16 protein-coding genes are annotated in these 20,445 nt (G+C 41.4%); 6 read left to right on the top strand and 10 right to left on the bottom strand.

The window, feature by feature from the left end:
- Positions 1–45: 45 nt before the first annotated feature.
- Genes cysS through mutL form a run of 5 tightly spaced genes read right to left on the bottom strand, consistent with a single transcriptional unit; the run spans position 46 to position 6,126 of the window.
- Positions 46–1,506, bottom strand: coding sequence for a cysteine--tRNA ligase (gene cysS, locus OQX61_RS05145; protein WP_265840605.1), 1,461 nt, complete (start codon positions 1,504–1,506; stop codon positions 46–48).
- 18 nt (positions 1,507–1,524) lie between these two features.
- The gene (locus tag OQX61_RS05140) at positions 1,525–2,637 is read right to left on the bottom strand and encodes an endonuclease/exonuclease/phosphatase family protein (RefSeq protein ID WP_265840604.1); all 1,113 of its coding nucleotides are present in this window, start codon (positions 2,635–2,637) and stop codon (positions 1,525–1,527) included.
- Entirely contained in the window at positions 2,637–3,500 is an 864-nt protein-coding gene (locus OQX61_RS05135; protein ID WP_265840603.1) for a rhomboid family intramembrane serine protease, read from the bottom strand. Before OQX61_RS05135 ends, OQX61_RS05140 begins: the two co-directional genes overlap by 1 nt.
- A complete protein-coding gene (locus OQX61_RS05130; protein WP_265840602.1) occupies positions 3,493–4,233 on the bottom strand; it encodes a rhomboid family intramembrane serine protease in 741 nt (246 codons plus the stop codon). The genes OQX61_RS05135 and OQX61_RS05130 overlap by 8 nt, the downstream gene beginning before the upstream one ends.
- Positions 4,234–4,239: 6 nt before the next feature.
- The gene (gene mutL / locus OQX61_RS05125) at positions 4,240–6,126 is read right to left on the bottom strand and encodes a DNA mismatch repair endonuclease MutL (protein WP_265840601.1); all 1,887 of its coding nucleotides are present in this window, start codon (positions 6,124–6,126) and stop codon (positions 4,240–4,242) included.
- A gap of 305 nt (positions 6,127–6,431) precedes the next feature.
- Here mutL and OQX61_RS05120 point away from each other — a divergent pair, with 305 nt between their 5' ends.
- Together OQX61_RS05120 and OQX61_RS05115 are read left to right on the top strand one after the other, a co-directional pair.
- Positions 6,432–8,264, top strand: a complete 1,833-nt coding sequence (locus OQX61_RS05120) for a serine hydrolase (protein ID WP_265840600.1) — start codon at positions 6,432–6,434, stop codon at positions 8,262–8,264.
- A gap of 48 nt (positions 8,265–8,312) precedes the next feature.
- A complete protein-coding gene (locus tag OQX61_RS05115; protein WP_265840599.1) occupies positions 8,313–8,885 on the top strand; it encodes a DUF1579 domain-containing protein in 573 nt (190 codons plus the stop codon).
- Between the two features lie 90 nt (positions 8,886–8,975).
- Here OQX61_RS05115 and OQX61_RS05110 read toward each other — a convergent pair whose 3' ends face one another.
- A complete protein-coding gene (locus tag OQX61_RS05110; protein ID WP_265840598.1) occupies positions 8,976–9,938 on the bottom strand; it encodes a 2-oxoglutarate and iron-dependent oxygenase domain-containing protein in 963 nt (320 codons plus the stop codon).
- 265 nt (positions 9,939–10,203) lie between these two features.
- On the opposite strand from OQX61_RS05110, the gene msrA reads away from it, so the two are divergent.
- Together msrA and OQX61_RS05100 are read left to right on the top strand one after the other, a co-directional pair.
- The gene (msrA, locus tag OQX61_RS05105) at positions 10,204–10,788 is read left to right on the top strand and encodes a peptide-methionine (S)-S-oxide reductase MsrA (RefSeq protein ID WP_265840597.1); all 585 of its coding nucleotides are present in this window, start codon (positions 10,204–10,206) and stop codon (positions 10,786–10,788) included.
- Positions 10,789–10,854: 66 nt separating this feature from the next.
- Positions 10,855–11,304 (top strand): copper resistance protein NlpE, encoded by a 450-nt coding sequence (locus OQX61_RS05100; protein ID WP_265840596.1) that lies wholly within the window; start codon positions 10,855–10,857, stop codon positions 11,302–11,304.
- A 56-nt stretch (positions 11,305–11,360) separates the two neighbouring features.
- On the opposite strand, the gene OQX61_RS05095 is transcribed toward OQX61_RS05100, so the two are convergent.
- Complete coding sequence (locus OQX61_RS05095; RefSeq protein WP_265840595.1) at positions 11,361–12,644, bottom strand: SGNH/GDSL hydrolase family protein; 1,284 nt, start codon at positions 12,642–12,644, stop codon at positions 11,361–11,363.
- A 23-nt stretch (positions 12,645–12,667) separates the two neighbouring features.
- The gene (locus tag OQX61_RS05090; protein WP_265840594.1) at positions 12,668–13,876 is read right to left on the bottom strand and encodes an outer membrane protein transport protein; all 1,209 of its coding nucleotides are present in this window, start codon (positions 13,874–13,876) and stop codon (positions 12,668–12,670) included.
- A 310-nt stretch (positions 13,877–14,186) separates the two neighbouring features.
- Between OQX61_RS05090 and OQX61_RS05085 the strand changes: the two genes are divergently transcribed.
- Together OQX61_RS05085 and OQX61_RS05080 are read left to right on the top strand one after the other, a co-directional pair.
- Positions 14,187–14,828, top strand: a complete 642-nt coding sequence (locus OQX61_RS05085; RefSeq protein ID WP_265840593.1) for an NAD(P)H-dependent oxidoreductase — start codon at positions 14,187–14,189, stop codon at positions 14,826–14,828.
- 591 nt (positions 14,829–15,419) lie between these two features.
- Positions 15,420–18,137 (top strand): carboxypeptidase-like regulatory domain-containing protein, encoded by a 2,718-nt coding sequence (locus OQX61_RS05080; RefSeq protein WP_265840592.1) that lies wholly within the window; start codon positions 15,420–15,422, stop codon positions 18,135–18,137.
- A gap of 4 nt (positions 18,138–18,141) precedes the next feature.
- Here OQX61_RS05080 and OQX61_RS05075 read toward each other — a convergent pair whose 3' ends face one another.
- Both OQX61_RS05075 and OQX61_RS05070 read right to left on the bottom strand, forming a co-directional pair.
- Positions 18,142–19,695: a PspC domain-containing protein gene (locus OQX61_RS05075; RefSeq protein WP_265840591.1), complete on the bottom strand. Its 1,554-nt coding sequence runs from the start codon at positions 19,693–19,695 to the stop codon at positions 18,142–18,144.
- A complete protein-coding gene (locus OQX61_RS05070; RefSeq protein WP_265840590.1) occupies positions 19,692–20,060 on the bottom strand; it encodes a PadR family transcriptional regulator in 369 nt (122 codons plus the stop codon). The genes OQX61_RS05075 and OQX61_RS05070 overlap by 4 nt, the downstream gene beginning before the upstream one ends.
- Between the last annotated feature and the right edge of the window lie 385 nt (positions 20,061–20,445).

The raw sequence follows: 20,445 nt of genomic DNA, 5'->3' as shown, positions 1-20,445 counted from the left end.
TTCTGAGAATTCTGAATGATAAAAGTAATTAACAAATGAACATTGTTAAGCTTTATTCCAGGTTGTTCCGTCTTTACTGTCTTTTAACTGGATTCCCATACTTTGAAGTCCCAGTCGGATTTTATCTGAAGTCGCATAATCTTTGTTCTCTTTTGCAGCCTGGCGCAAGTCGATCACCATATCTAACACAGAATTCAGGGCGATATTAGAAGTCTCCTCATCTTTTAATCCGAAGATGTCATAGACGAAATCCTGCATCAGTTGCTTTAGTTTAGCTAACTCTGCTGCCGAAATCTTTCCTTTACCGTCATACACCGTATTGATGATTCTGCTGGCTTCGAACAATTCGGCAATCACTACCGGACTATTGAAATCATCGTTCATTGCTTTTACGCAATTGTCTGCGATTGGCGTAATTTCGAAATCACTGCTTTCTGAAGGCGTTAATTTAACCAGTAAACTCAAGGCGTTCATCAATCTTTTGAAACCTTTTTCCGAAGCATCTAAAGCCTCATTTGAAAAGTCTAAGGTACTGCGGTAATGTGCCTGTAACATGAAAAACTTCACAGTCATCGGACTGAATCCTTTTTCCAGTAAATCATGATCACCGGCAAACAGCTGCTCCGGTAAAAATCCGTTACCTGCGCTTTTTGACATCCTTGTTCCATTTACCGTTAGCATATTGGTATGCATCCAGTATTTGGCGGGTTGTTTATGGCTGCAGGCCTCAGACTGGGCAATTTCATTGGTATGGTGTGTTGCAGCAAGGTCCATTCCACCACCATGAATATCAAATTCTGCACCCAGATATTTTGCACTCATTGCGGAACATTCGATATGCCATCCCGGAAAACCTTCACCCCATGGAGAGGCCCAGCGCATCAGTGTTTCAGGCTTTGCTTTAATCCAAAGCGCAAAATCTAATCTGCCACGCTTTTCATTCTGTCCACCCAGTTCTCTGGTATTGGCCAGCATATCTTCCAGGTTTCTGTTGGTAAGAATGGTATAGTTATAAGTTTCACTGTATTTTTCTACATCAAAATAGATGGTCCCGTTAGACTCGTAGGCATAACCGTTGTTCATGATCTCTTTGATCATTTCGATCTGTTCGATGATGTGTCCGGTAGCGGTAGGCTCGATGCTTGGCGGCAGGGTATTGAACATTCTCAATACATCATGGAAACCCAAAGTATACTTTTGTACAATTTCCATTGGCTCCAGTTCCTCCAGCTTTGCTCTTTTCGCAAATTTATCATCCCCTTCATCACGATCCCCTTCCAAATGGCCGGCATCGGTAATATTACGCACATAACGGACTTTATAACCGCTATACTTCAAATACCTGAAGATCAAATCAAAAGATATGAACGTACGACAATTCCCCAGGTGAACATCACTGTAAACAGTAGGTCCGCACACATACATACCTACATGAGGTGCGTTTAGCGGTTCAAAAAGTTCTTTTTTACGTGTTAGGGTATTGTAGAGCTGTAAGCCTGTATTCATCTTGCAAAGGTAAAAATTTTAGGGTGTTAATATCAAATCACTGCGAACAGGAAAATGGTCTGACAATTTAGCGGGAATCACGAGATGATTCAACACTTTGATGTCTTTGGTAGTGGCAATATAATCAATCTGGAAGTTAGGAAACTTACCATTATAAGTTCTTCCCAGGCCGGTGCCTTCCTGCTGAAAAGTATTGTGTAAAGATTTTGTCAATTGGGTAACGGCATAAGAGGCGGGTGTATCATTAAAATCACCGGCGATCAGAAAAGGGGTCTGGCATTTGGCCATATGGGCCTTCATGATATCTACCTGCTCACTTCTCTTTAGAAAAGCATTTCTAAGCAGTACGAGGATTCTTTTGGAAGGTTTAATCTCTGCATCCATCTTTTTGGCCACCTTATCAATATAGCTATAATCCTGTTTATCAAAAGAAATAGATTGTAAATGAATATTGTACACGCGGAGTTTCTTTTGATCAACCTGAATGTCCACAAAAATGCTGGCATTGCCGCCGAAGTTTGGTCCGAAAGCAATCGTTCCTGTATCCTTAATCGGGTAACGGGAAAAGATGGCCAGGCCTGTCGCTTCGTAATCATTCTTACTGGAAGGCACGAAATAAAAGTGTTTGGTTTTCAGAATCCTTTTCAGGCTATCTGTTATATCAAAAGATCCTTTTTTACGGGTGAAATATTCCTGAAAACAAATGACATCAGGGTTTTCTTTTTCGATTAATTCCAGCATTTGCTGTTTCACCGATTCTACCTTCTCCAATCCGTAGGGTTTAAAGCTATGCACATTGTAAGTCATCATCCGCAACGCTTTTGGATCATATTTTGGACCTTTATCAGCTTGCCCAAAAACACCAAGCGTGGCGGTTAACGCTTGCCAGCCAAGCAGAATCAGAACTACCGTACCTATGGCAAATGTCCAGCGCCTGCGCAGGCACCACCAGATCACCATAAAAATATTCAGAAAGAGAATAAAAGGATAAGCCAGGCCGAAAAATGCGATCAATTGATATTTCCGCGGGTCAAAGCGACCTGCAAGGAAGCCCAGCACTAAAGTCAAGGCTAAAACAAACGCCAGTAAACGAACCAGTTTATCAATAAATGTAGTTTTTTTGCGCTTCATTAATGTTTGCTGGCCTTAAACAAAGTTTCCTTTTCCTCTTTACTTAATTTATCATATCCTGATTTAGAAATTTTGTCTAAAATCGCATCAACATCGTGTTGATTTACAGAAGCAGGTTTACTTTTCCCTGCCGATTTTGAATTTTCATTTCTAACCACTTTTAACTTAGGTTTTCTTTTGAAAAGCTTGCTCCAATCCTTACCTTTTTGCAATAGCGTGATGTAGGCAAAACCGAATAAGGCACCACCGACATGGGTAAAACTACCACCGGCATTGGCAGAAGCCAAACCAACAAGGTCCATCGCAACATAAGCCATAGCCAGATATTTCAGCTTTACATCACCCAATAACAGCATTCTGATGGTATAATCAGGCACTAAGGTTGCAGTAGCTACAATTATGGCCATTACTGAGGCAGAAGAACCAATTACGGTTGCCGTTGCCATAGTTCCGGCAAAAACCGGGAACACATTATAAGCCAGGGTGTACATGGCTGCACCGGCGATTCCTCCGGTCAGGTAAACAAAATGAAACTGTCTTACATTTAAGAAATCCAGGAAGATTTTACCCATCCAGAATAACCAGAGCATATTGAACACCAGGTGCATGAATCCGTCATGAAAAAACTGATAAGTGATGACGGTATAAAACCTTACCGGCAGTTTGGCTATGGATGCCGGATAGCCAAGATACTCCCTGATAAAGACAGGAAAATCAACAGATCCTATACCCGAAAGAAAGAAAGGAATGCCCATAAATGCGACGATCAAAAAGAGCAGCACATTGATTCCAATGTAAAAAAACACGGGGTTTCCCGATTGAAACACTTTGTATTTCAGTTCTTCAAAAAAAGACTTATTCATAGTATTTAAAAAATCTATTATTGTCCTTGTCTTTCCATAATTTCACCAATATAAAGCCTAATAATGCGCCACCAAGGTGTGCGTAATGGGCAATCGAGTCGCCGGGAACACGTGCAACTCCTAAGGATAATTCCATCAAAATATATACCGGAATAATGTATTTCGCTTTTACGGGGATTGGAATGAACATAATGTACATTTCCGTATTTGGATATAGCATCCCAAAGGCAACCAACAGTCCGAAAATAGCTCCGGAAGCACCTACCATAGGAAAACCATAAATCCCGATCAGGGTGTCTCTGGCCTCCGCTGAAATGCCCGGAACCCCTACCTGAGCCATACCTCTTGTTAAATCAACCATAACCGGATTGTGTAGAACCGATCCGGTAATCTGATAAACTTCATAGGCCTGTACCCCCATTTGCAGGGCTACGGCACCCAATCCGGTGATCAGGTAAAAATTAATAAAGCGTTTTGCTCCCCACCTGCTTTCAATGACGCCACCAAACATAAACAGGGCAAACATATTGAAGAAAATGTGCATGAAATCGCCATGCATAAACATGTAGCTAACCGGTTGCCAGATTCTAAAAAACTGGGAGTCGAAGTAAAAAGCACCCAGCATATAGTCCAGGTCGATCCCTGTATTTTTCATCACAAACTTCGCAGCAAAAAAAAGCGCATTAATAATGAGCAGGTTTTTGACTACCGGTGGGATATGGATATTATTCATCGTAGCTTATTTATCAAATTTTTTATCTAGTTCAGTCAGCCCGATGGTTTGAATAACCGGCTTCCCGCTAATGCTAAAGTTAGGCGTCTGACAAGCAAAAAGCTGCTCAATCAGTGTATTCATTTCTTGTTGTCCTAAAACGGCACCACTCTTAATGGCACTGTTTTTCGCCATACTTCTGGCCAGGGCATCTCTTTTACTCAGTTTAAGTTCTTGTTGAGAATTTTTAAACCCTTCAATCAGGTGTTCAAACAACTGCGTTTCATTGCCATTGTTGTTTCCTAAATCTACAGGAATCCCCTCAATAATCAAGGTGTTTTTTCCGAACTCACGAACCTCAAAGCCCAGGTTCTTTATATCTTCCAGTAAACTCTTTGCCAATTCAAAATCATTAGGACTTAGGGTCACCGTTTGCGGGAATAAGCTCTGTTGCGAAGCACCTTTCCGGTCGTCCAGATTCTTGCTGAAACGCTCATAAAGAATTCTTTCATGAGCAGCCTGCTGGTCGATCAGCATCAATCCCGATTTAATCTGGGAAATGATGTATCGGTTATGCAATTGCATCAGTTGTTTCTGAACGGGTACTAAAGAATCATCCGGTAAAATTACTTCCCCCGGCAATTCAATCGCAGTTTGCTGCTGTGCAGTTTCCGCATGGTTGGCAACCTCATACAAAGCTCCCCAGCCTTTCGTACTCGGTACAATGGCTGCACTGGCATCTCTGGAAGCACCGTTTCCGGTTCTTGGAAAAGTTGGAGCGGGATCTCTGCTCGGTTTATCCGCAGCAAAAGGGTTAAAATCCGGGTTAAAACTGATGCTTGGTGGCACAATTTCTTCCGGCGCTTTATGGGTAATCATTCCGCTAAATCCGGTTTCCTGATCAAAATCAATCGTCGGACTGATGTTAAACCTACCGATAGAGCGCTTAACCGCAGAATGGAGAATCGCATAGATCGATTTCTCATCCAGGTATTTGATTTCCGTTTTTGTAGGATGCACATTCACATCAATCTTTGCGGGATCAATATCAATGAACAACACATACATCGGGAAGTGATCATCAGGCAATAAATCTTCATAAGATTTACTCACTGCATGGTTCAGATAAGCGTCTTTAATGTACCTGTTGTTGACAAAAAAGAACTGCTCACCCCTTGTTTTTTTAGCAAATTCCGGCTTTCCGATAAAGCCTTTGATATTGATGATACTGGTTTCCTCTTCTACAGGAATCAGTCGCTGATTGTAATTATTTCCGAACAGGTGAACGATTCTTTGTTTCATGCCTGAGGCAGGCAAACGATGAATTTCTACCCCATCATGGTTTAAGCTGAAAGCAATTGCTGGATTGGCAAGAGAAATACGTTGAAATTCTTCCAGTATATGACGCATTTCTGCGGAAGTACTTTTCAGAAAGTTTCTTCTTGCAGGCGTATTATAAAATAGATTTTTAACTGAAATACTGGTCCCCACAGCAGTCGCCACCGGCTCCTGACTGGTCACCGCAGAACCTTCAATCTGCACCATCGTTCCCAGCTCATCTTCATGTCTTCGGGTCTTCATTTCTATCTGCGCAATTGCCGCAATAGAAGCCATGGCTTCACCTCTGAACCCCATGGTACGAATGGCAAATAAATCTTCTGCTTTTCTGACTTTTGAAGTGGCATGGCGCTCAAAACACATACGTGCATCGGTTACACTCATTCCACAGCCATTGTCTATCACCTGAATCAATGCCTTACCGGCATCTTTTAAAATCAACTGTATCTTGTTTGCACCTGCATCTATCGCGTTCTCTAAAAGCTCTTTCACGGCTGATGCCGGGCGTTGCACCACCTCTCCGGCCGCGATTTGATTGGCTACACTATCCGGTAAAAGTTGTATTATATCTGACATTTATTTCTCTCTGGTAAAGGTTGCTAATTTAGGGAAAATAAGCCTCAATCCTCGGTTTTCATTTGTTAATAATTTGTCTTTTAATGCCTGTTCCTGTTTTCTTTGTTCCTTTTTCTATCTTTATCGACAGGAAATAACAGCTATTGGCCCGGGGATTTAAAGGCTGCTCTTTCTGAATGCAAATACATAACCAGCAGATCTGATGGTAAAGCCTGTTAAATTCAACATCGCTGATCCCATGTCCATAATTAAGGAGCCCATAGCAGGAGGAAAAAACAGTAACCCAATTTTAAAAACACAGCCTAATGCAGAAAGAATATAGCAGAAAAAACAACCTTGCAGGAGTCATTGCCATCAGTTTGATGGCCTTAATTACCTTCAATGCCTGTGCACAAAGTCACCAGCAAAACCAGCAAAGGGTAGATACTTTCAACAACATCAGCAGCAATACGGTATTACTCAACAATGAAGCACAGTTGATTCCAATAACGGCACTGGAGCAAAAAAACATCGCTGCGGTGAGTCTGGGTTTCAACTTCCATTCTACATTTGACAGCCTTTTAAACAAATACACGAAGGTCAGCAGTTTTTCTTCGGATGCCTATATGGCTTCCAGCACCCTCGACGAGCTCGAAGACGACCTCAAATATTTCAACCTCGTTATCTTAGCCATGCCGGTATCGGCGATGAACAACCCGAGAAATACGAACTTCATCAATAGCCTCGCCAAAAACAAAAAGATCATTGTATCTTTATTTGGGGCAACAGGTAGCTTATTGGCATTTGACAGCATCAGCGCCCCAATTGTCTGGTCCAGCGAAGACAATGAGGCAGCAGCCATAGCCGTTCCTCAAATGATTTTTGGCGGTATTCCATTTACGAAAAAACTAACTGCCAGCTACTCTTCAAAATATACCGCCGGACAAGGCGCGACCACCATCAAAACCAGATTAAAATATACCCTCCCTGAAGATGCAGGTGTCAACTCCGACAACCTTCGGGAAATCGACAACATTGCCAATGAAGCCATCCGTGAAAGAGCGGCTCCGGGAATCGTGGTACTGGTAGCGAAAGATGGAAAAGTCATTTTCAATAAAGCGTATGGCAACCACACGTATACCAATGGCCTTCCGGATAAGCTATCGGACATTTTCGATCTGGCCTCACTCACCAAAACTACTGCTACTACCCCAACGGTGATGCGCCTGGTTGAAACGCATAAATTAAATCTCGACACCAATATTGGCGCCTACATCCCCAGAGCGAGGTTATCACCAATGAATAACATCAAAGTGCGCGAAGTAATGCTACACCAGGCAGGCTTCATTCCTTTCATCCCCTTCCATGATTATGTAAAACCAGGCGACTACAGCAGAGATTCCAGCGCCGCTTTCCCTACTAAGGTGGCCGACAATTACTACATCAGGAAAGGATTTTTTAAGAATGTGATGTGGCCGAAAATGCTGAACTCTCCGATCAGAACACGCGGAAAATATGTATACAGTGACATCAGTATGTATGTGATGAAAGAAATCACAGAACGTCTGAGTGGAGTACCTTTAGACACCTATGTATGGGAGAATTTCTATAAGCCACTAGGCATGCAGACCGCTGGATTCTTACCTAGAAACCGCTTTTCAAAAGATCAGATCGTACCCACAGAGCAGGATAATTATTTCCGAAAAACACTGCTGGAAGGCTATGTTCATGATCAGGGCTCCGCATTATCAGGTGGTGTATCCGGTCATGCGGGATTATTTTCCAGCGCAAATGATCTGGCCATCATCTATCAGATGTTATTGAATAAAGGCAGCTACGGCGGAACACAATATTTCCAGCCACAAACGGTAGATATGTTCAGCCAAAAACAATCTGATGTCAGCAGAAGAGGACTTGGATTCGACAGGTGGGATCCTGATGCTACAAAAAAATACCCTTCAGAACTGGCTTCTCCCATGACCTATGGCCATACCGGTTATACCGGAACCGCAGTCTGGGTAGATCCTGCCAAAGGACTCGTTTACGTGTTTCTATCCAACAGAGTAAACCCCACAGTATCAGAGAAGTTAGGAACGTTAAAAATCAGACCAAGAATCCAGGACGCCATTTATAAAGCCTTTGAAAAAGGTGTTAATTAGTTCAATTTTTCGTAAATTAGGTTACGTACAAAACTTAATTCTATTCAAATGAAAAAGTTAACACTAACTGTTATGGCCTTGCTGATGCTGGCCATAACCAGCCGGGTCCGGGCACAGGATGACGCAATGATGAAAGCATGGCAAGCCTACATGACCCCTGGCGATGTACACAAAATGATTGCAAAGGATGACGGGAAGTGGGATGGAGAAGTAACCATGTGGATGGCACCAGATGCGCCGCCCACAAAAAGTAAAAGCAGCTGCACAAACACAATGATCATGGGGGGCCGTTATCAAAAGTCTATGCACGAAGGAAACATGATGGGAATGCCTTTTGAAGGAATGAGCCTGTTGGGCTATGACAATTCAAAAAAAGTCTTCGTTTCCAGTTGGATAGACAACATGGGCACAGGAATCATGAACATGGAAGGCACCTGGGATGATGCCAGCAAAACCATCAACTTTACCGGGAAATGTGTTGATCCGATGACCGGCAAAGACATGGACGTTCGTGAAGTTTTTAAATTTGTGGACAGCGATCATCAAATGATGGAAATGTATTGCAAAACGGATGGAAAAGAAATGAAAACTATGGAAATCCAGCTGACCAGAAGAAAATAAGCTGCAATTCATTTTTAAGCAACAATTCATTCAAATGAAAAAGGGATCAATAAACATTGATCCCTTTTTCATTATACTTCATTACAATGATTACATTTTCAAGCCAATTTCGCGTAAACGCTCATCAAGATACTCGCCTGCGGTCATATCTGAATAAACTTTAGGATGTTCTTCATCAATTGTAGAAGGCAGACTAGTCAGATCCATGTCTGCACGTGGGTGTAAAAAGAAAGGAACTGAAAAACGAGATGTTTTCATCAGTTCAACAGGAGGATTCACAACTCTATGTGTGGTAGAACGCAATTTATTGTTTGTTAAACGTTGCAACATATCACCTACATTCACTACAATATCCGTATGACCAGCTTTAATCGGCAACCATTCATTGCTACGGGTCAGCACTTCTAAACCGTCTGCACTTGCACCAATTAATAAAGTGATCAGGTTAATGTCTTCATGCGCACCTGCACGTACTGCATCAGGAGCCAATGACTCTGGATTTTCAATCGGGAAATAATGAATCCCTCTTAAAATAGAATTTCCGTTATGTACATGTTTATCAAAATAATCGATAGGTAAAGAAAGGTAAGTTGCAATTGCGCGCAACAAATGTTTACCATTATCTTCTAAACGCTTATAAATTTCACGTGTTACCGCATTAAATTCAGGAAGTTCTTCCAGTACTTCATTTTCCGGATATTCCGCTTTAATCGGATCATTATCTGTCACTTCCTGACCAATTTGCCAGAATTCTTTCAGGTCTGCGGTTTTAGCACCTTTAGCAGTCTCTTTACCCGGGCTGGTGTAACCACGCTGACCGGCAAGTTCTGCTCTTTCATATTTTTTCTTCTGCTCAGCAGTCAGGGCGAAAACACCCTTAATGTTGGCATACAGTTTATCAATCAATTCCTGATCTACACCATGGTTAGTGATGGTTACAAAACCAGAATCGTTAAAAGCTCTGCCCAATTCATCAGAGAATTTTTTACGCTGCGCATCATCGCCATTGATGTATGAGCCCAGGTCTAAACTAGGAATATAAGGTGTTGACATATCGATATTTTTATAGGTATTAACACTGCAAATTTAAGAAAGTATTGTTAATAAATGTTAAATATCAGGACAAATGAAAATCAAAACCCTGAAAAACAACTATATTAAGTTATGCACATTTAAAGAACCGCTCCTATAAATTATCAGTTCAATGTAATATCGGTTTAGCAGGCTGTATTTATGAAAACCATAATCACTACACTTACGTATTATAATTAGAAAGTGTTTTCAACTTGTCCTTACTACCATGAAGTATTTATCAATTATGATCTTAGTTCTCTTATCCGCAGGAAATGCCGGTGCACAGTCGAAAAAACTACAGAAAGCCACATTTGGCATGGGTTGTTTCTGGTGTTCAGAAGCACTTTTCCAGCGCTTGGATGGGGTAATTATCGTCAGATCAGGCTATGAAGGCGGATCGGTTGCCAATCCATCTTATGAAGACGTATGTACCGGAACAACCGGCCATGCAGAGGTCATTGAGGTAACTTATGATCCTGCGAAAATCAAATATGATGAGTTGCTGGAAGTATTCTGGAAAAGTCATGACCCGACCACACTAAACCGTCAGGGAGCAGATGTGGGCACACAATACCGCTCGGTTATTTTCTACCATGATGAGGAGCAAAAGCAAATCGCCGAAAAATATAAAAAGGAACTCAATGACACGCGAGCCTATGGGAAACCTGTGGTGACCGCAATAGATAAAGCCAGCAAATTTTATGTAGCAGAAGGCTACCATCAGGATTATTTCAACAAAAATGGCAATCAGCCTTATTGTAGAATGGTGATTCTTCCTAAGCTGGAAAAACTGGAAAAGGTTTTTAAAGCGAAGCTGAAAAAACATTAATCAGCAGAAACATTTAAAACATACCCGGTGTTATCAAGCATATTTACTACTCTAAATATGTTACCCATGAAAATAAAAATTTTAACACTGGCTTGCATTTCTTTGTTTTTTATCGCCTGCAAAAGCAATGAAAAGAACGCGACTGAAACGATAAAAGAAGCGGAAGAAATTGTTGCCGCAGATACCCACAATGCACAAAACTCCCTGGATTGGGCTGGCACTTATACTGGCGTCACTCCTTGTGCAGATTGTGAAGGCATCCAAACCGAGCTGACCTTAAACCCTGACCTGACCTATATATTGAAAACCAATTACATGGGAAAAGACACGCATTTCCCGGAAGACCGTGGTACCTTTAAATGGGACAGCACCGGATCCAAAGTAGAATTACTCGGATTAAAAGACCGTTCAAACCTATTTTTTGTCGGAGAGAATACCTTGAGACAATTAGATATGGAAGGAAAAGAAGTCACAGGACCTCTTGCAGAGAAATATGTGCTTAAGAAAGTAAAGTAAAAACATCAGCCAATAAAAACCCCCGGTAAGCTTAGCGCCTACCGGGGGTTTCCATATTAAGGGAATTTCACCCCTCTATATCTCGTAACATCTACAATTGGAATAGAAGAACCATACTTCGCATTGATGGATCTGATAAATTCATTTCCTATCATCGCATAGCCCATTTGCGTCAGGTGAATCCCATCCAGGGAGAAAAGATTACCGGTGATATAGGCCGCACTTATCGGCACCCCATTCACTACTTTACCTGCACCATATTCTTTTAACAATGCATAAGCATCGACTAAAGCCAGCCCTTTACTCGCGGCCACAGACCTGATCGTAGTGTTATAAGCAGCTACATAGTCCGTAACTATTGCTGCTTCGTCCTGATCCAACACCCACTGACTAGTAATCGGATTGGAAGGAAATAGTCCGTAAGGAATAGAACCTGTTCCAATAAGATTAGCTGATGCCAATGGTAATACAAAATAGTCTTTCGCTGTTGCAGCTCTGGTTGAATTAGTCCCTGTCTTGATGTAAAGCGTAGTTATGGTTGGCGCAGTAACGTGTACCGCAGCCAACAGAGAGGCTAAAGTAACCGTATTAAAGAACGGTGTTGCTAAAATATCAGGAACTGTTGCAACCACGCCCTTTGCGTTATTTTTTGTCATCACATCGGCGGCACCTGTATATAAACTGGCAAAAGCAGCTTTAGGTGTTGGCTGATCAGTAGGATCTGCTCCACCAGTAGTTGCATACCCCAGAATATCATTATTTCCCAGCCACATACTAAAGAAGGTAAAAGGCTTGGCAGTCACAAAATTCAGGTAAGTAGTGTTGTTGTTATTCGGGAAATCTGTTGGCAACAGACGCTCGTAATAATTGTTCAGATTGCCATATTGCGGGATGTTGATGTGTGCCAGCTTAATCCCCGGAACTCCGAAATTGTTAATTTCACCAACATATTTTGTGAACAACTTGATGGGTGTACTGGTACGATAAGCAGTATGCGCATTCTGATCACCAACAATCGGCAAGCCCGTTGCGGTAAATCCGGTCAGGATCTTATATCCGGAACCATCAGCTTCTGAATCCTTAAAAAAAGGCGTATAAAAAGCACCGCCGCCGACTGCTTTCATCTGACCGGCGATCAATTCAGGGAAAGAGTTTTTCTGTCCCTCCAGGTATAAACCATTATCGGCATAACCGGAAGTCAGGGAGTTACCCACAGCAATATATCGGGAAAAATCAGCGGTTCCTTTGGATGGGGTGATGCTGCTCAATTCGGGTTTGCAGGAAGCCATTCCAAGAATAGCGACCGCAATCATACTTTTAAAGATGTATTTTGAGTTCATTGTGATTGGTCTGAAAGGGTTGATTACCATTTATAAGAAAGAGAAATACCAGGGATGTAAGCCAGTGTTTTAAACTCGCCGCTCAATTGGGTTTCAATATTGGTTTCATTTCTTTTCTCTACGCTTTCAAACAGGAAAGAAAAATCAACATGAAACTTCTCTGAAGCTTTAAATCCGACACCTGCACTTAGCAAAAGACGGTTGGCATCCGGTACTTCCGGGGTCACATAACCTTCCCCTACCGGAGTAAAGGCATAGCCGATTCCGGCACGTAAAGCCAATCTATTTGTGGTTTGGTTTTGAATACCGAAGCGTAATGCCGCAGCATCATGGTAATTTCTTGGAGAAGGAGGTGACACAAAATTATTGTTGTAATCAAAAGCCAGCTCTTTGTATTTACTCCAGTGTACCCAGTTGACATCAAAGGCAAGGGTCGTTTTTTCCGAAGGATGGTAACCTAAGCCCAGTGTAGTAGTGGCAGGTAAAGGAAGCTCTGCACCGAATTTAGTAGGAACACGGGCTGTAAGTGCTTGCGGCACCTCAAAAATCGCATCACCATCTTTAACTGTTGCTGTTACCTGCGAGCGGTGAGTTACCCCGATAGAAACACCAGAGACCGTTTCCACGTAAATACCGGCATTCCAGCCAAAATCTTTAGTGTCTCCTTTTAGTTTCGCGGAAGCTTGCCGACCATCATTCAGCGTATAAGGTAAAGCTTTTCTCAGATCTACTTTTCCCATGGAATAAACCAGTCCGGCACCGATACCAATATGATCGGAAATCTTTAAACTTAAAGTCGGCTGGATATAAATGGCTTGTAAATCGAGTGAAGTCACAGAATACCTACCGGTCCAATCTTCTTTCCAGTGCATTGCACCTCCAAAAGGCGTATAAATACCCAGACCAAAGCGAAGCCTGTTTTCCGGATTTCCGAAAACCGCATAGCCCATAACAGGCGTCGCAATCTTATCTTTATTATATTCTGTAATATTAGAACCATTTTCACGGAAGGCCGTTTTCAGGTATAAAGGACTAATTCCGGCCTGAATGCCATTCTTTTTAAGGAAGGATACGGCACCGGGGTTGAAAAACACGGCAGCTTCATCTAAAGCAAGCCCTGTTCCCGCCCCACCCATTGCGGTTTGTTTTTGCCCTTGCAGGTTGACCTGGAACGACTGAGCATACCCGAGAACAGGCAAGCCCAGCAAGCAACTAAGTAAAATCTTTTTCATATATGGTTAGAATTATATTGGTAGTTATTAAACAAAAATAGTTAGTGAGAGTTTTAGCTATATAACTATGCTTGCATAATAATTAACGAGTTTAGGTAATAAACTAAAAGATTCCAAATGTTATCTCAAAATTCTGAGCACTACGCCAATGACCTCCATTCCGAAACGAGTATCATCTAAAAGTAAAAACCATGGAATTATTAAGATAGATCCCCGTAACATACTTACATTTGCTAACAGTGTTATTTATTTAGTTGCTATATAACTAACACCCAATAAAAAGAACCTGTTTATTTAAAATAATATTAATATGAGCTTAATTGAAGCATTAAACTGGCGTTATGCCACCAAAAAAATGAGTGGTGAAAAAGTTTCACAAGATAAAGTTGATCAGATCATTGCAGCGGCACACCTTGCCCCTACCTCTTCTGGTTTACAGCCATTCAAAGTAATTGTGGTAACTAACCCGGAATTAAAAGAAAAAATCAAAGCATTGGCTTTTGGCCAGGAGCAAATCACAGATTCATCACACCTGTTGATTTTTGCTGCATGGGATAACTATACAGAAGAGAATATTAGAAACGTTTTTGTTCAGGGAAACATAGAGCGTGGCTTGCCGGAAGATGCAAACGCTGACTATTTAAACAGACTGATTGCAACGTACACGGCAAAAACACCGGAAGAGAATTTCCATCATGCTGCAAAACAAGCTTACATCGGATTTGGTGTTGCCCTTGCGGAAGCTGCTTTATTAAAAGTTGATGCGACTCCAATGGAAGGTTTCGACCCTGCACAATTGGATGAATTGCTGGGATTAAGAGAAAAAGGATTGCGTAGCACAACTTTGTTACCTCTTGGATACAGAGCAGAAAGCGGCGACTGGTTGGTAAACCTTAAAAAGGTACGCACCCCAATGGCTGACTTCGTAATTGAAATAAACAAAAACATTTAAGGGCTTTATCCACAGGATAAGCCTTAATATCTGCCTTAAAATGCCCCTGCTTACATAAATTGTTTGCCGGGGCGTTTTTTTATGATCAAAAAATATGGTTAATCCACAAAACCGGAGGTTTTCCACAACACGATGTGAACAACCAAATGTGAATAACTTGCTAAACATTAATAAACCAATACTTTATACTACTGAACAATTCACATTCCTATCCACAATCTGCCAGATATCCCAACAATAACTAACATTCCGGTAGCCAGTATTCAGGAGATATTCCATTTTCCGGGTCTTTTCCACACAAAAAGCCCCGATTTCCCTACCTTATTCACATTAAACTGTGGATAACCTGATAACAACTTGTTAAGTCAACGCTAATCAATCGCTTAACAAAATCATTAATCCACATTAACAGCCCTTCAAGCGTGTTTCATCAGTTACCAACAACGAACAAGCATCTCCTCCAAAACCATGGTTCCCCGATCAACAACCCGTACTTTTTAAATGTCAAAATATGTTAAACATCGCTCAGCATAAGGCGATTCACTTCATAAATGAATATATTAGCCCTATTAACCGTCTTTAATTATTTTGATGAAACTGATAAACTTCGTTATTGCCTTTCTTTTGCTATCCACAACTTTGCACTTTTCTGCAAATGCACAACAGGACAGTGTTGTTTTAAACAACATCATTAGCAAAACCAAAAAACTCTCCGACGAGCAACCCATAGAAAAGGTCTACCTGCATTTCGACAAGCCCTATTATAGTGTTGCGGATACGATCTGGTTTAAAGCTTACCTGACCATGGAGCAAAACATTCCATCGCAGCTCAGCAAAATTGTCTACGTGGATGTCATCAATGAACGCGATTCATTGGTCGAAACGTTGAAAATACCGGCAGTGAACAGTGTAGCTGCTGGAAATATCCCATTAACACCGGGAAATTATAAACAAGGCAATTATTACATCAAAGCCTACACCATCTGGATGATGAACTTTGGCGAACATTACTTTTTCAAGAAAACCATTCCGGTTGGTGAAGCCATAGAAAAGCAATTGATCACACATTTCAATTATACCAATACCCAAACAGATAAAAGTCAGAGCATAAACGCGATTATTCAATTTAAAAACGCGGATAAAGTGGTGCTGGCAAATAAAGTAGTCAACTGGAAAGTCGTTTCCAATTATGAAACGGTTAGTAAAGGAAAAGGAACAACAGATCAGAACGGGATCCTGAAAATTAAAATAGAACCCCGTAAAAACGAGATCATCACCAACGGCGAACTCATCACAGACCTGAGCCTGACAGAAAAGGAAATCCTGACTTCCAATTTCAGTTTAAGACCTGTTAAATCAGATAACGACCTGCAATTTTTCCCTGAAGGGGGGGAACTGGTGAATGGACTGGCGGTAAGAATTAGCTTTAAAGCATTAAATTCGAAAGGCCTTGGCGCCGCCCTAACAGGTACTATTACGGATAACACAGGAAATACCTTATCCAATTTCAGCTCCAATGCTTTAGGAATGGGCTCTTTTTACCTGAATACCGAAGCAGAAAAAACCTATAAAGCGAACATTAAGTTCAAGGATGGCAGTACCAAAAGTTTTGACTTGCCAAAGGGGAATCCATCTGGAATCATTACCCAGATCACCAATACTGATCCGGTTAATTTCAACCTGAAAATCCTTGCTAATGATGCTTATTTCGCGCAAAATACAGGAAAGACCTATTTCATTATTGCTACACATGGAGGCATCATTTACTATGCAGCAAAAACCCGTCTGGCCACACAAGTAAACTCGGCGAAAATTCCTAAGGATAAATTCCCGGCTGGAATTGTACAGGTGACCCTGATTTCTGAAAGCGGAGATCCGCTAAATGAGCGCCTGGCCTTCAACTATCCGGCACAAGACAATCTGTCACTTAAATCAGATTTACCAACCTATAAGCCAAGACAGAAAGTAAAACTAACTGTGGCTCCTAAACTTGCGACCCAGGCTTTGGAAGGTAGTTATTCCGTATCTGTGACCGATGAAACTAAAGTTCCGGTAGATGAAGATACAGAAACCACGATTTTAAGTTCCCTTTTACTGACTTCGGACCTCCGCGGTTATGTAGAAAAACCTAATTATTATTTCACTAAACCGGACGACAAAAAACTGGCGGATCTGGATCTGCTCCTGTTGACTCAGGGTTTCCGTCGTTTCGGTATGAAAGATATGTTATCAGGCAAAACTCCCCCAATTAATTTCTTACCGGAGCAGGATATGCGCATTACAGGTACTTTGAGAGATCGTACAGGAATGCCGGTGAGAAAAGGCGCCTTACGTTTAACCGTTCCCGGAACTGGTATTTCGGCAGAAGCCATCACCAGTCCGTCAGGTCTGTTCGCCTTTGGAAACCTGAACATTCCAGATTCTTCGGAAGTATTGATCAATGCAAAATATAGCACTAACGGTTCTAACCTGATGATTATGCTGGATGGTGCTCCGCTACCTGAAGTAGGTAAAAACATGAGCCATGTTGGATCAGCAGACAATATTGACAGCACGTTATCTGCTTATCTGACCAATAGCAAGAAACAATACAATTTCCTGCGCACCCTGAAAGAAGTAAAAATTGAAGGCGCGAAAGTGAAAAGACCAAGTCATGCTGACCATTCCACTCTTGCCGGATTAAGTTCGATCAATGCCACCCTGATTGAAGGAGACCGCTTAAAAGACTGTAATTCCCTGGCGCTGTGTCTGCAAACTATGGCTATGGGCTTAACTTATTTCGAGAACAATTTCTATGTGACCCGTGATTATCAACAGGGCAGCAGAGTGCCGGTAGCAATTTTCATTAATGGAATGAACCTGGATTATATGGCCTTGCTAGGTGTTAATCCTAAGGAAGTAGAATCTGTAGAGGTCTTCACCAAAGATGATCTGGGTACGGTTAACAGAATGTATAACACCAATGGTGTGCTGGTTGTAAACACCAAAAAAGTGGTAAAAAGCAACATGAGCATTGCGGACTTAAAGAAAATCCTTCCTAAAGAAAACATGCTGAAATTCAGTCCGAAAGGCTTTAGCAAACAACGCGAATTTTATATGCCTAAATATATAAATCCGGCTAACACCTATAACTTTAATGACTTGAGATCTACTATTTACTGGAATCCTAGAGTGAATACTACTGGTACTACACCTTTAGTTTTAGAGTATTGGAATGCCGATGGCAGAGGAACGTATAAAGCAGTAATTGAAGGGGTAGACAAATACGGCAATATCAGCCGATCTGTCTACCGCTACATAGTAAAGTAAAAGTTTAATGGTCTGAGTCAGCATCTTTATGTTCACTCAGACACTTTAATCCCGTGTCGGTCATCACCCATTCAGAAAACTCCTGATCGTCATTCTCATAACAATCCCAGAAATTGTACCCATTTAAATAGCTATTGAAATCACGATTGATCTTTAAATGGGTGCCCACTGGTACGCTTAACGCCAGCGAGACTTCCTGTCCGCGGTAATTAGCCTGTTTTACCAGTTGTAAAGCAGAGCTGAAATTCAATACAGAATCTACCTGTTGAAAATCATAATGGATGTTCTGCGCATTCTTCAATGCTGTTTCGAAAGTCTTGCCTTGCGCACTATAATTTTCCGAAAGCGTCATCTTTCCATTTTCACTTTTCTCCAGTCTCAGGTACATATTTCTTGGCTGATCAAAAGGCCCTCTTCCATCGCTCAGAATTCTGCGTCCTTTGTAATTTACCGGATCAATTTTATAATTTACACTATCTTCTTTGGTAAAGAACCTGGTTTTATCAATGGCCAGAACGATCGTTTTATGTGGCACCAGCTCTGTCACCTGCGCAAATTCAGCACTTTCCTTAAACTCTGCACTTACTTTGGCAATGTAGAATACACTCACTGCTACGCCTACCAGCCAAACCATCAGTAAGCCATAAGAAAGCGTTTTATTAATGGGTTTACCATTGAAAGCAACACGGATTGAGAACAGTACCAGTGCAAGAATTGGAATCAGGAACACAATAAATGCAGCGAATACCATGGTGCTGAAATAAGCTTCATTAATAATGCTGAATGGAAAATTATTATATACATCTGCATCCCACATTCCAAATACACCCGCCAGACCAATGATCAGCATCAGGAGTATGAAAGAACCAAAGATCACTACCGTAGTCGCGACTACCTTCAGCACCATCTTTCCTGTACCATTGATGAAGTTCCCAAGAAACTCAAAAAACTCTGCTATAAAACCACGGGATTGTTTCACCAATGGATTCAGGTGGCTATTCATAAAGCCGCGCAAATTCGCTTCTTCGCCCCTCATGGCCATTTTCTCAGACTTACTTTCTGCTCTTGGGATCACGATCCACATGATCAGGTAGATCAGAATTCCGGAACCACCGATAAAAACGGAAATCAGTGCCGCCAATCGAATCCAACGTGCTTCGATATTCAGGTAATGACCTAAACCGACACATACACCGGCTACCATTGCCTGATCCGTATCACGGTATAATTTTTTAATCCCGTCATGAGGAGGCATAGCATGATAATTTCCTGCCATTTCTTCCTGCTCTTCAGAGCTTTCAAAATCTTTCACAGAACCCATTTGCGCAATCACCGATTGTACATCCTGGATATCTATCACTTGTTTCTGCTGTGCAGTCAGGATTTCTCCGAACATTTCCGCAATACGATTCTCAATATCTGTTACAATTTCAAAATCATCAGCATTCTTTGCAAAATGATGTTTTACCTCATTCAGGTAAACGGTGAGCATCTCGTAGGCATCTTCTTCCAGGTGGATGATGGAGTTGCCAATATTTATATTTAAGGTCTTCTTCATGATTTCGTTAAGTTTATTTGGGTTTCTGATTCCAGATCTGTTCCTTTTTTAGAGGTAGTAATGGCGTAAGCCAGTTCCTGCCAGGTATGGTCCAGCTGGCCAAGAATCGCGGTTCCTTCCGGGGTTAACAGGTAGTATTTTCTGGGGGGACCCGAGGTCGATTCTACCCAGTTATAACTCAACAACCCGTTGTTCTTCAGTCGGGTAAGCAAAGGGTACAAAGTACCTTCCACCACCAGCAATTTAGCTGACTTTAATTCTGCGATAATATCGGAAGCATAGATCTCACCTCTGGATATGATCAGGAGCACACAGTATTCCAGTATGCCCTTTCGCATTTGTGTTTGCGTATTTTCTGCTATCATAATTCAAAGTTATGTGTTTTATATAGTAATATGCAATACATAGTACTATATAAAACAGAAATACACACATAACACACTGATAATCAGTTGAATTATTTTTTAGCACCAAAACAGGAAGAATTTACAGGAAAGACTAAAAAAGAGTACAGTGTGGAGAAATAATTAAAGTCAAATACTTGATAATGAGTGTAAAAACCAACTAAATAATGGTAAAAACCAATAAAAACCACGAGTTGTTAACATTACGACAAATACTTTGGACTTTGGCTCGCAGTTTGCATTAAACCAGGTACATCTACTTAAAAACTGCTACCTATGTTAAGTAAATCATTTTCGATATTTCATGTTTTTGCAAGGCAAAAGAAAGAAAGCACCAAAAGGGTAT

Origin of the sequence: Pedobacter sp. PLR, assembly GCF_026239675.1 — a bacterium.
In the GTDB taxonomy this organism is placed as follows: domain Bacteria; phylum Bacteroidota; class Bacteroidia; order Sphingobacteriales; family Sphingobacteriaceae; genus Pedobacter.
This window is presented reverse-complemented; position numbering and strand designations above follow the sequence as displayed.

Bases quoted from the DNA above. Each gene is read 5' to 3' on its own strand.
- cysS (WP_265840605.1), bottom strand. From the start codon at position 1,506: ATGAATACAGGCTTACAGCTCTACAATACCCTAACACGTAAAAAAGAA.
- OQX61_RS05140 (WP_265840604.1), bottom strand. From the start codon at position 2,637: ATGAAGCGCAAAAAAACTACATTTATTGATAAACTGGTTCGTTTACTG.
- OQX61_RS05135 (WP_265840603.1), bottom strand. From the start codon at position 3,500: ATGAATAAGTCTTTTTTTGAAGAACTGAAATACAAAGTGTTTCAATCG.
- OQX61_RS05130 (WP_265840602.1), bottom strand. From the start codon at position 4,233: ATGAATAATATCCATATCCCACCGGTAGTCAAAAACCTGCTCATTATT.
- mutL (WP_265840601.1), bottom strand. From the start codon at position 6,126: ATGTCAGATATAATACAACTTTTACCGGATAGTGTAGCCAATCAAATC.
- OQX61_RS05120 (WP_265840600.1), top strand. From the start codon at position 6,432: ATGCAGAAAGAATATAGCAGAAAAAACAACCTTGCAGGAGTCATTGCC.
- OQX61_RS05115 (WP_265840599.1), top strand. From the start codon at position 8,313: ATGAAAAAGTTAACACTAACTGTTATGGCCTTGCTGATGCTGGCCATA.
- OQX61_RS05110 (WP_265840598.1), bottom strand. From the start codon at position 9,938: ATGTCAACACCTTATATTCCTAGTTTAGACCTGGGCTCATACATCAAT.
- msrA (WP_265840597.1), top strand. From the start codon at position 10,204: ATGATCTTAGTTCTCTTATCCGCAGGAAATGCCGGTGCACAGTCGAAA.
- OQX61_RS05100 (WP_265840596.1), top strand. From the start codon at position 10,855: ATGAAAATAAAAATTTTAACACTGGCTTGCATTTCTTTGTTTTTTATC.
- OQX61_RS05095 (WP_265840595.1), bottom strand. From the start codon at position 12,644: ATGAACTCAAAATACATCTTTAAAAGTATGATTGCGGTCGCTATTCTT.
- OQX61_RS05090 (WP_265840594.1), bottom strand. From the start codon at position 13,876: ATGAAAAAGATTTTACTTAGTTGCTTGCTGGGCTTGCCTGTTCTCGGG.
- OQX61_RS05085 (WP_265840593.1), top strand. From the start codon at position 14,187: ATGAGCTTAATTGAAGCATTAAACTGGCGTTATGCCACCAAAAAAATG.
- OQX61_RS05080 (WP_265840592.1), top strand. From the start codon at position 15,420: ATGAAACTGATAAACTTCGTTATTGCCTTTCTTTTGCTATCCACAACT.
- OQX61_RS05075 (WP_265840591.1), bottom strand. From the start codon at position 19,695: ATGAAGAAGACCTTAAATATAAATATTGGCAACTCCATCATCCACCTG.
- OQX61_RS05070 (WP_265840590.1), bottom strand. From the start codon at position 20,060: ATGATAGCAGAAAATACGCAAACACAAATGCGAAAGGGCATACTGGAA.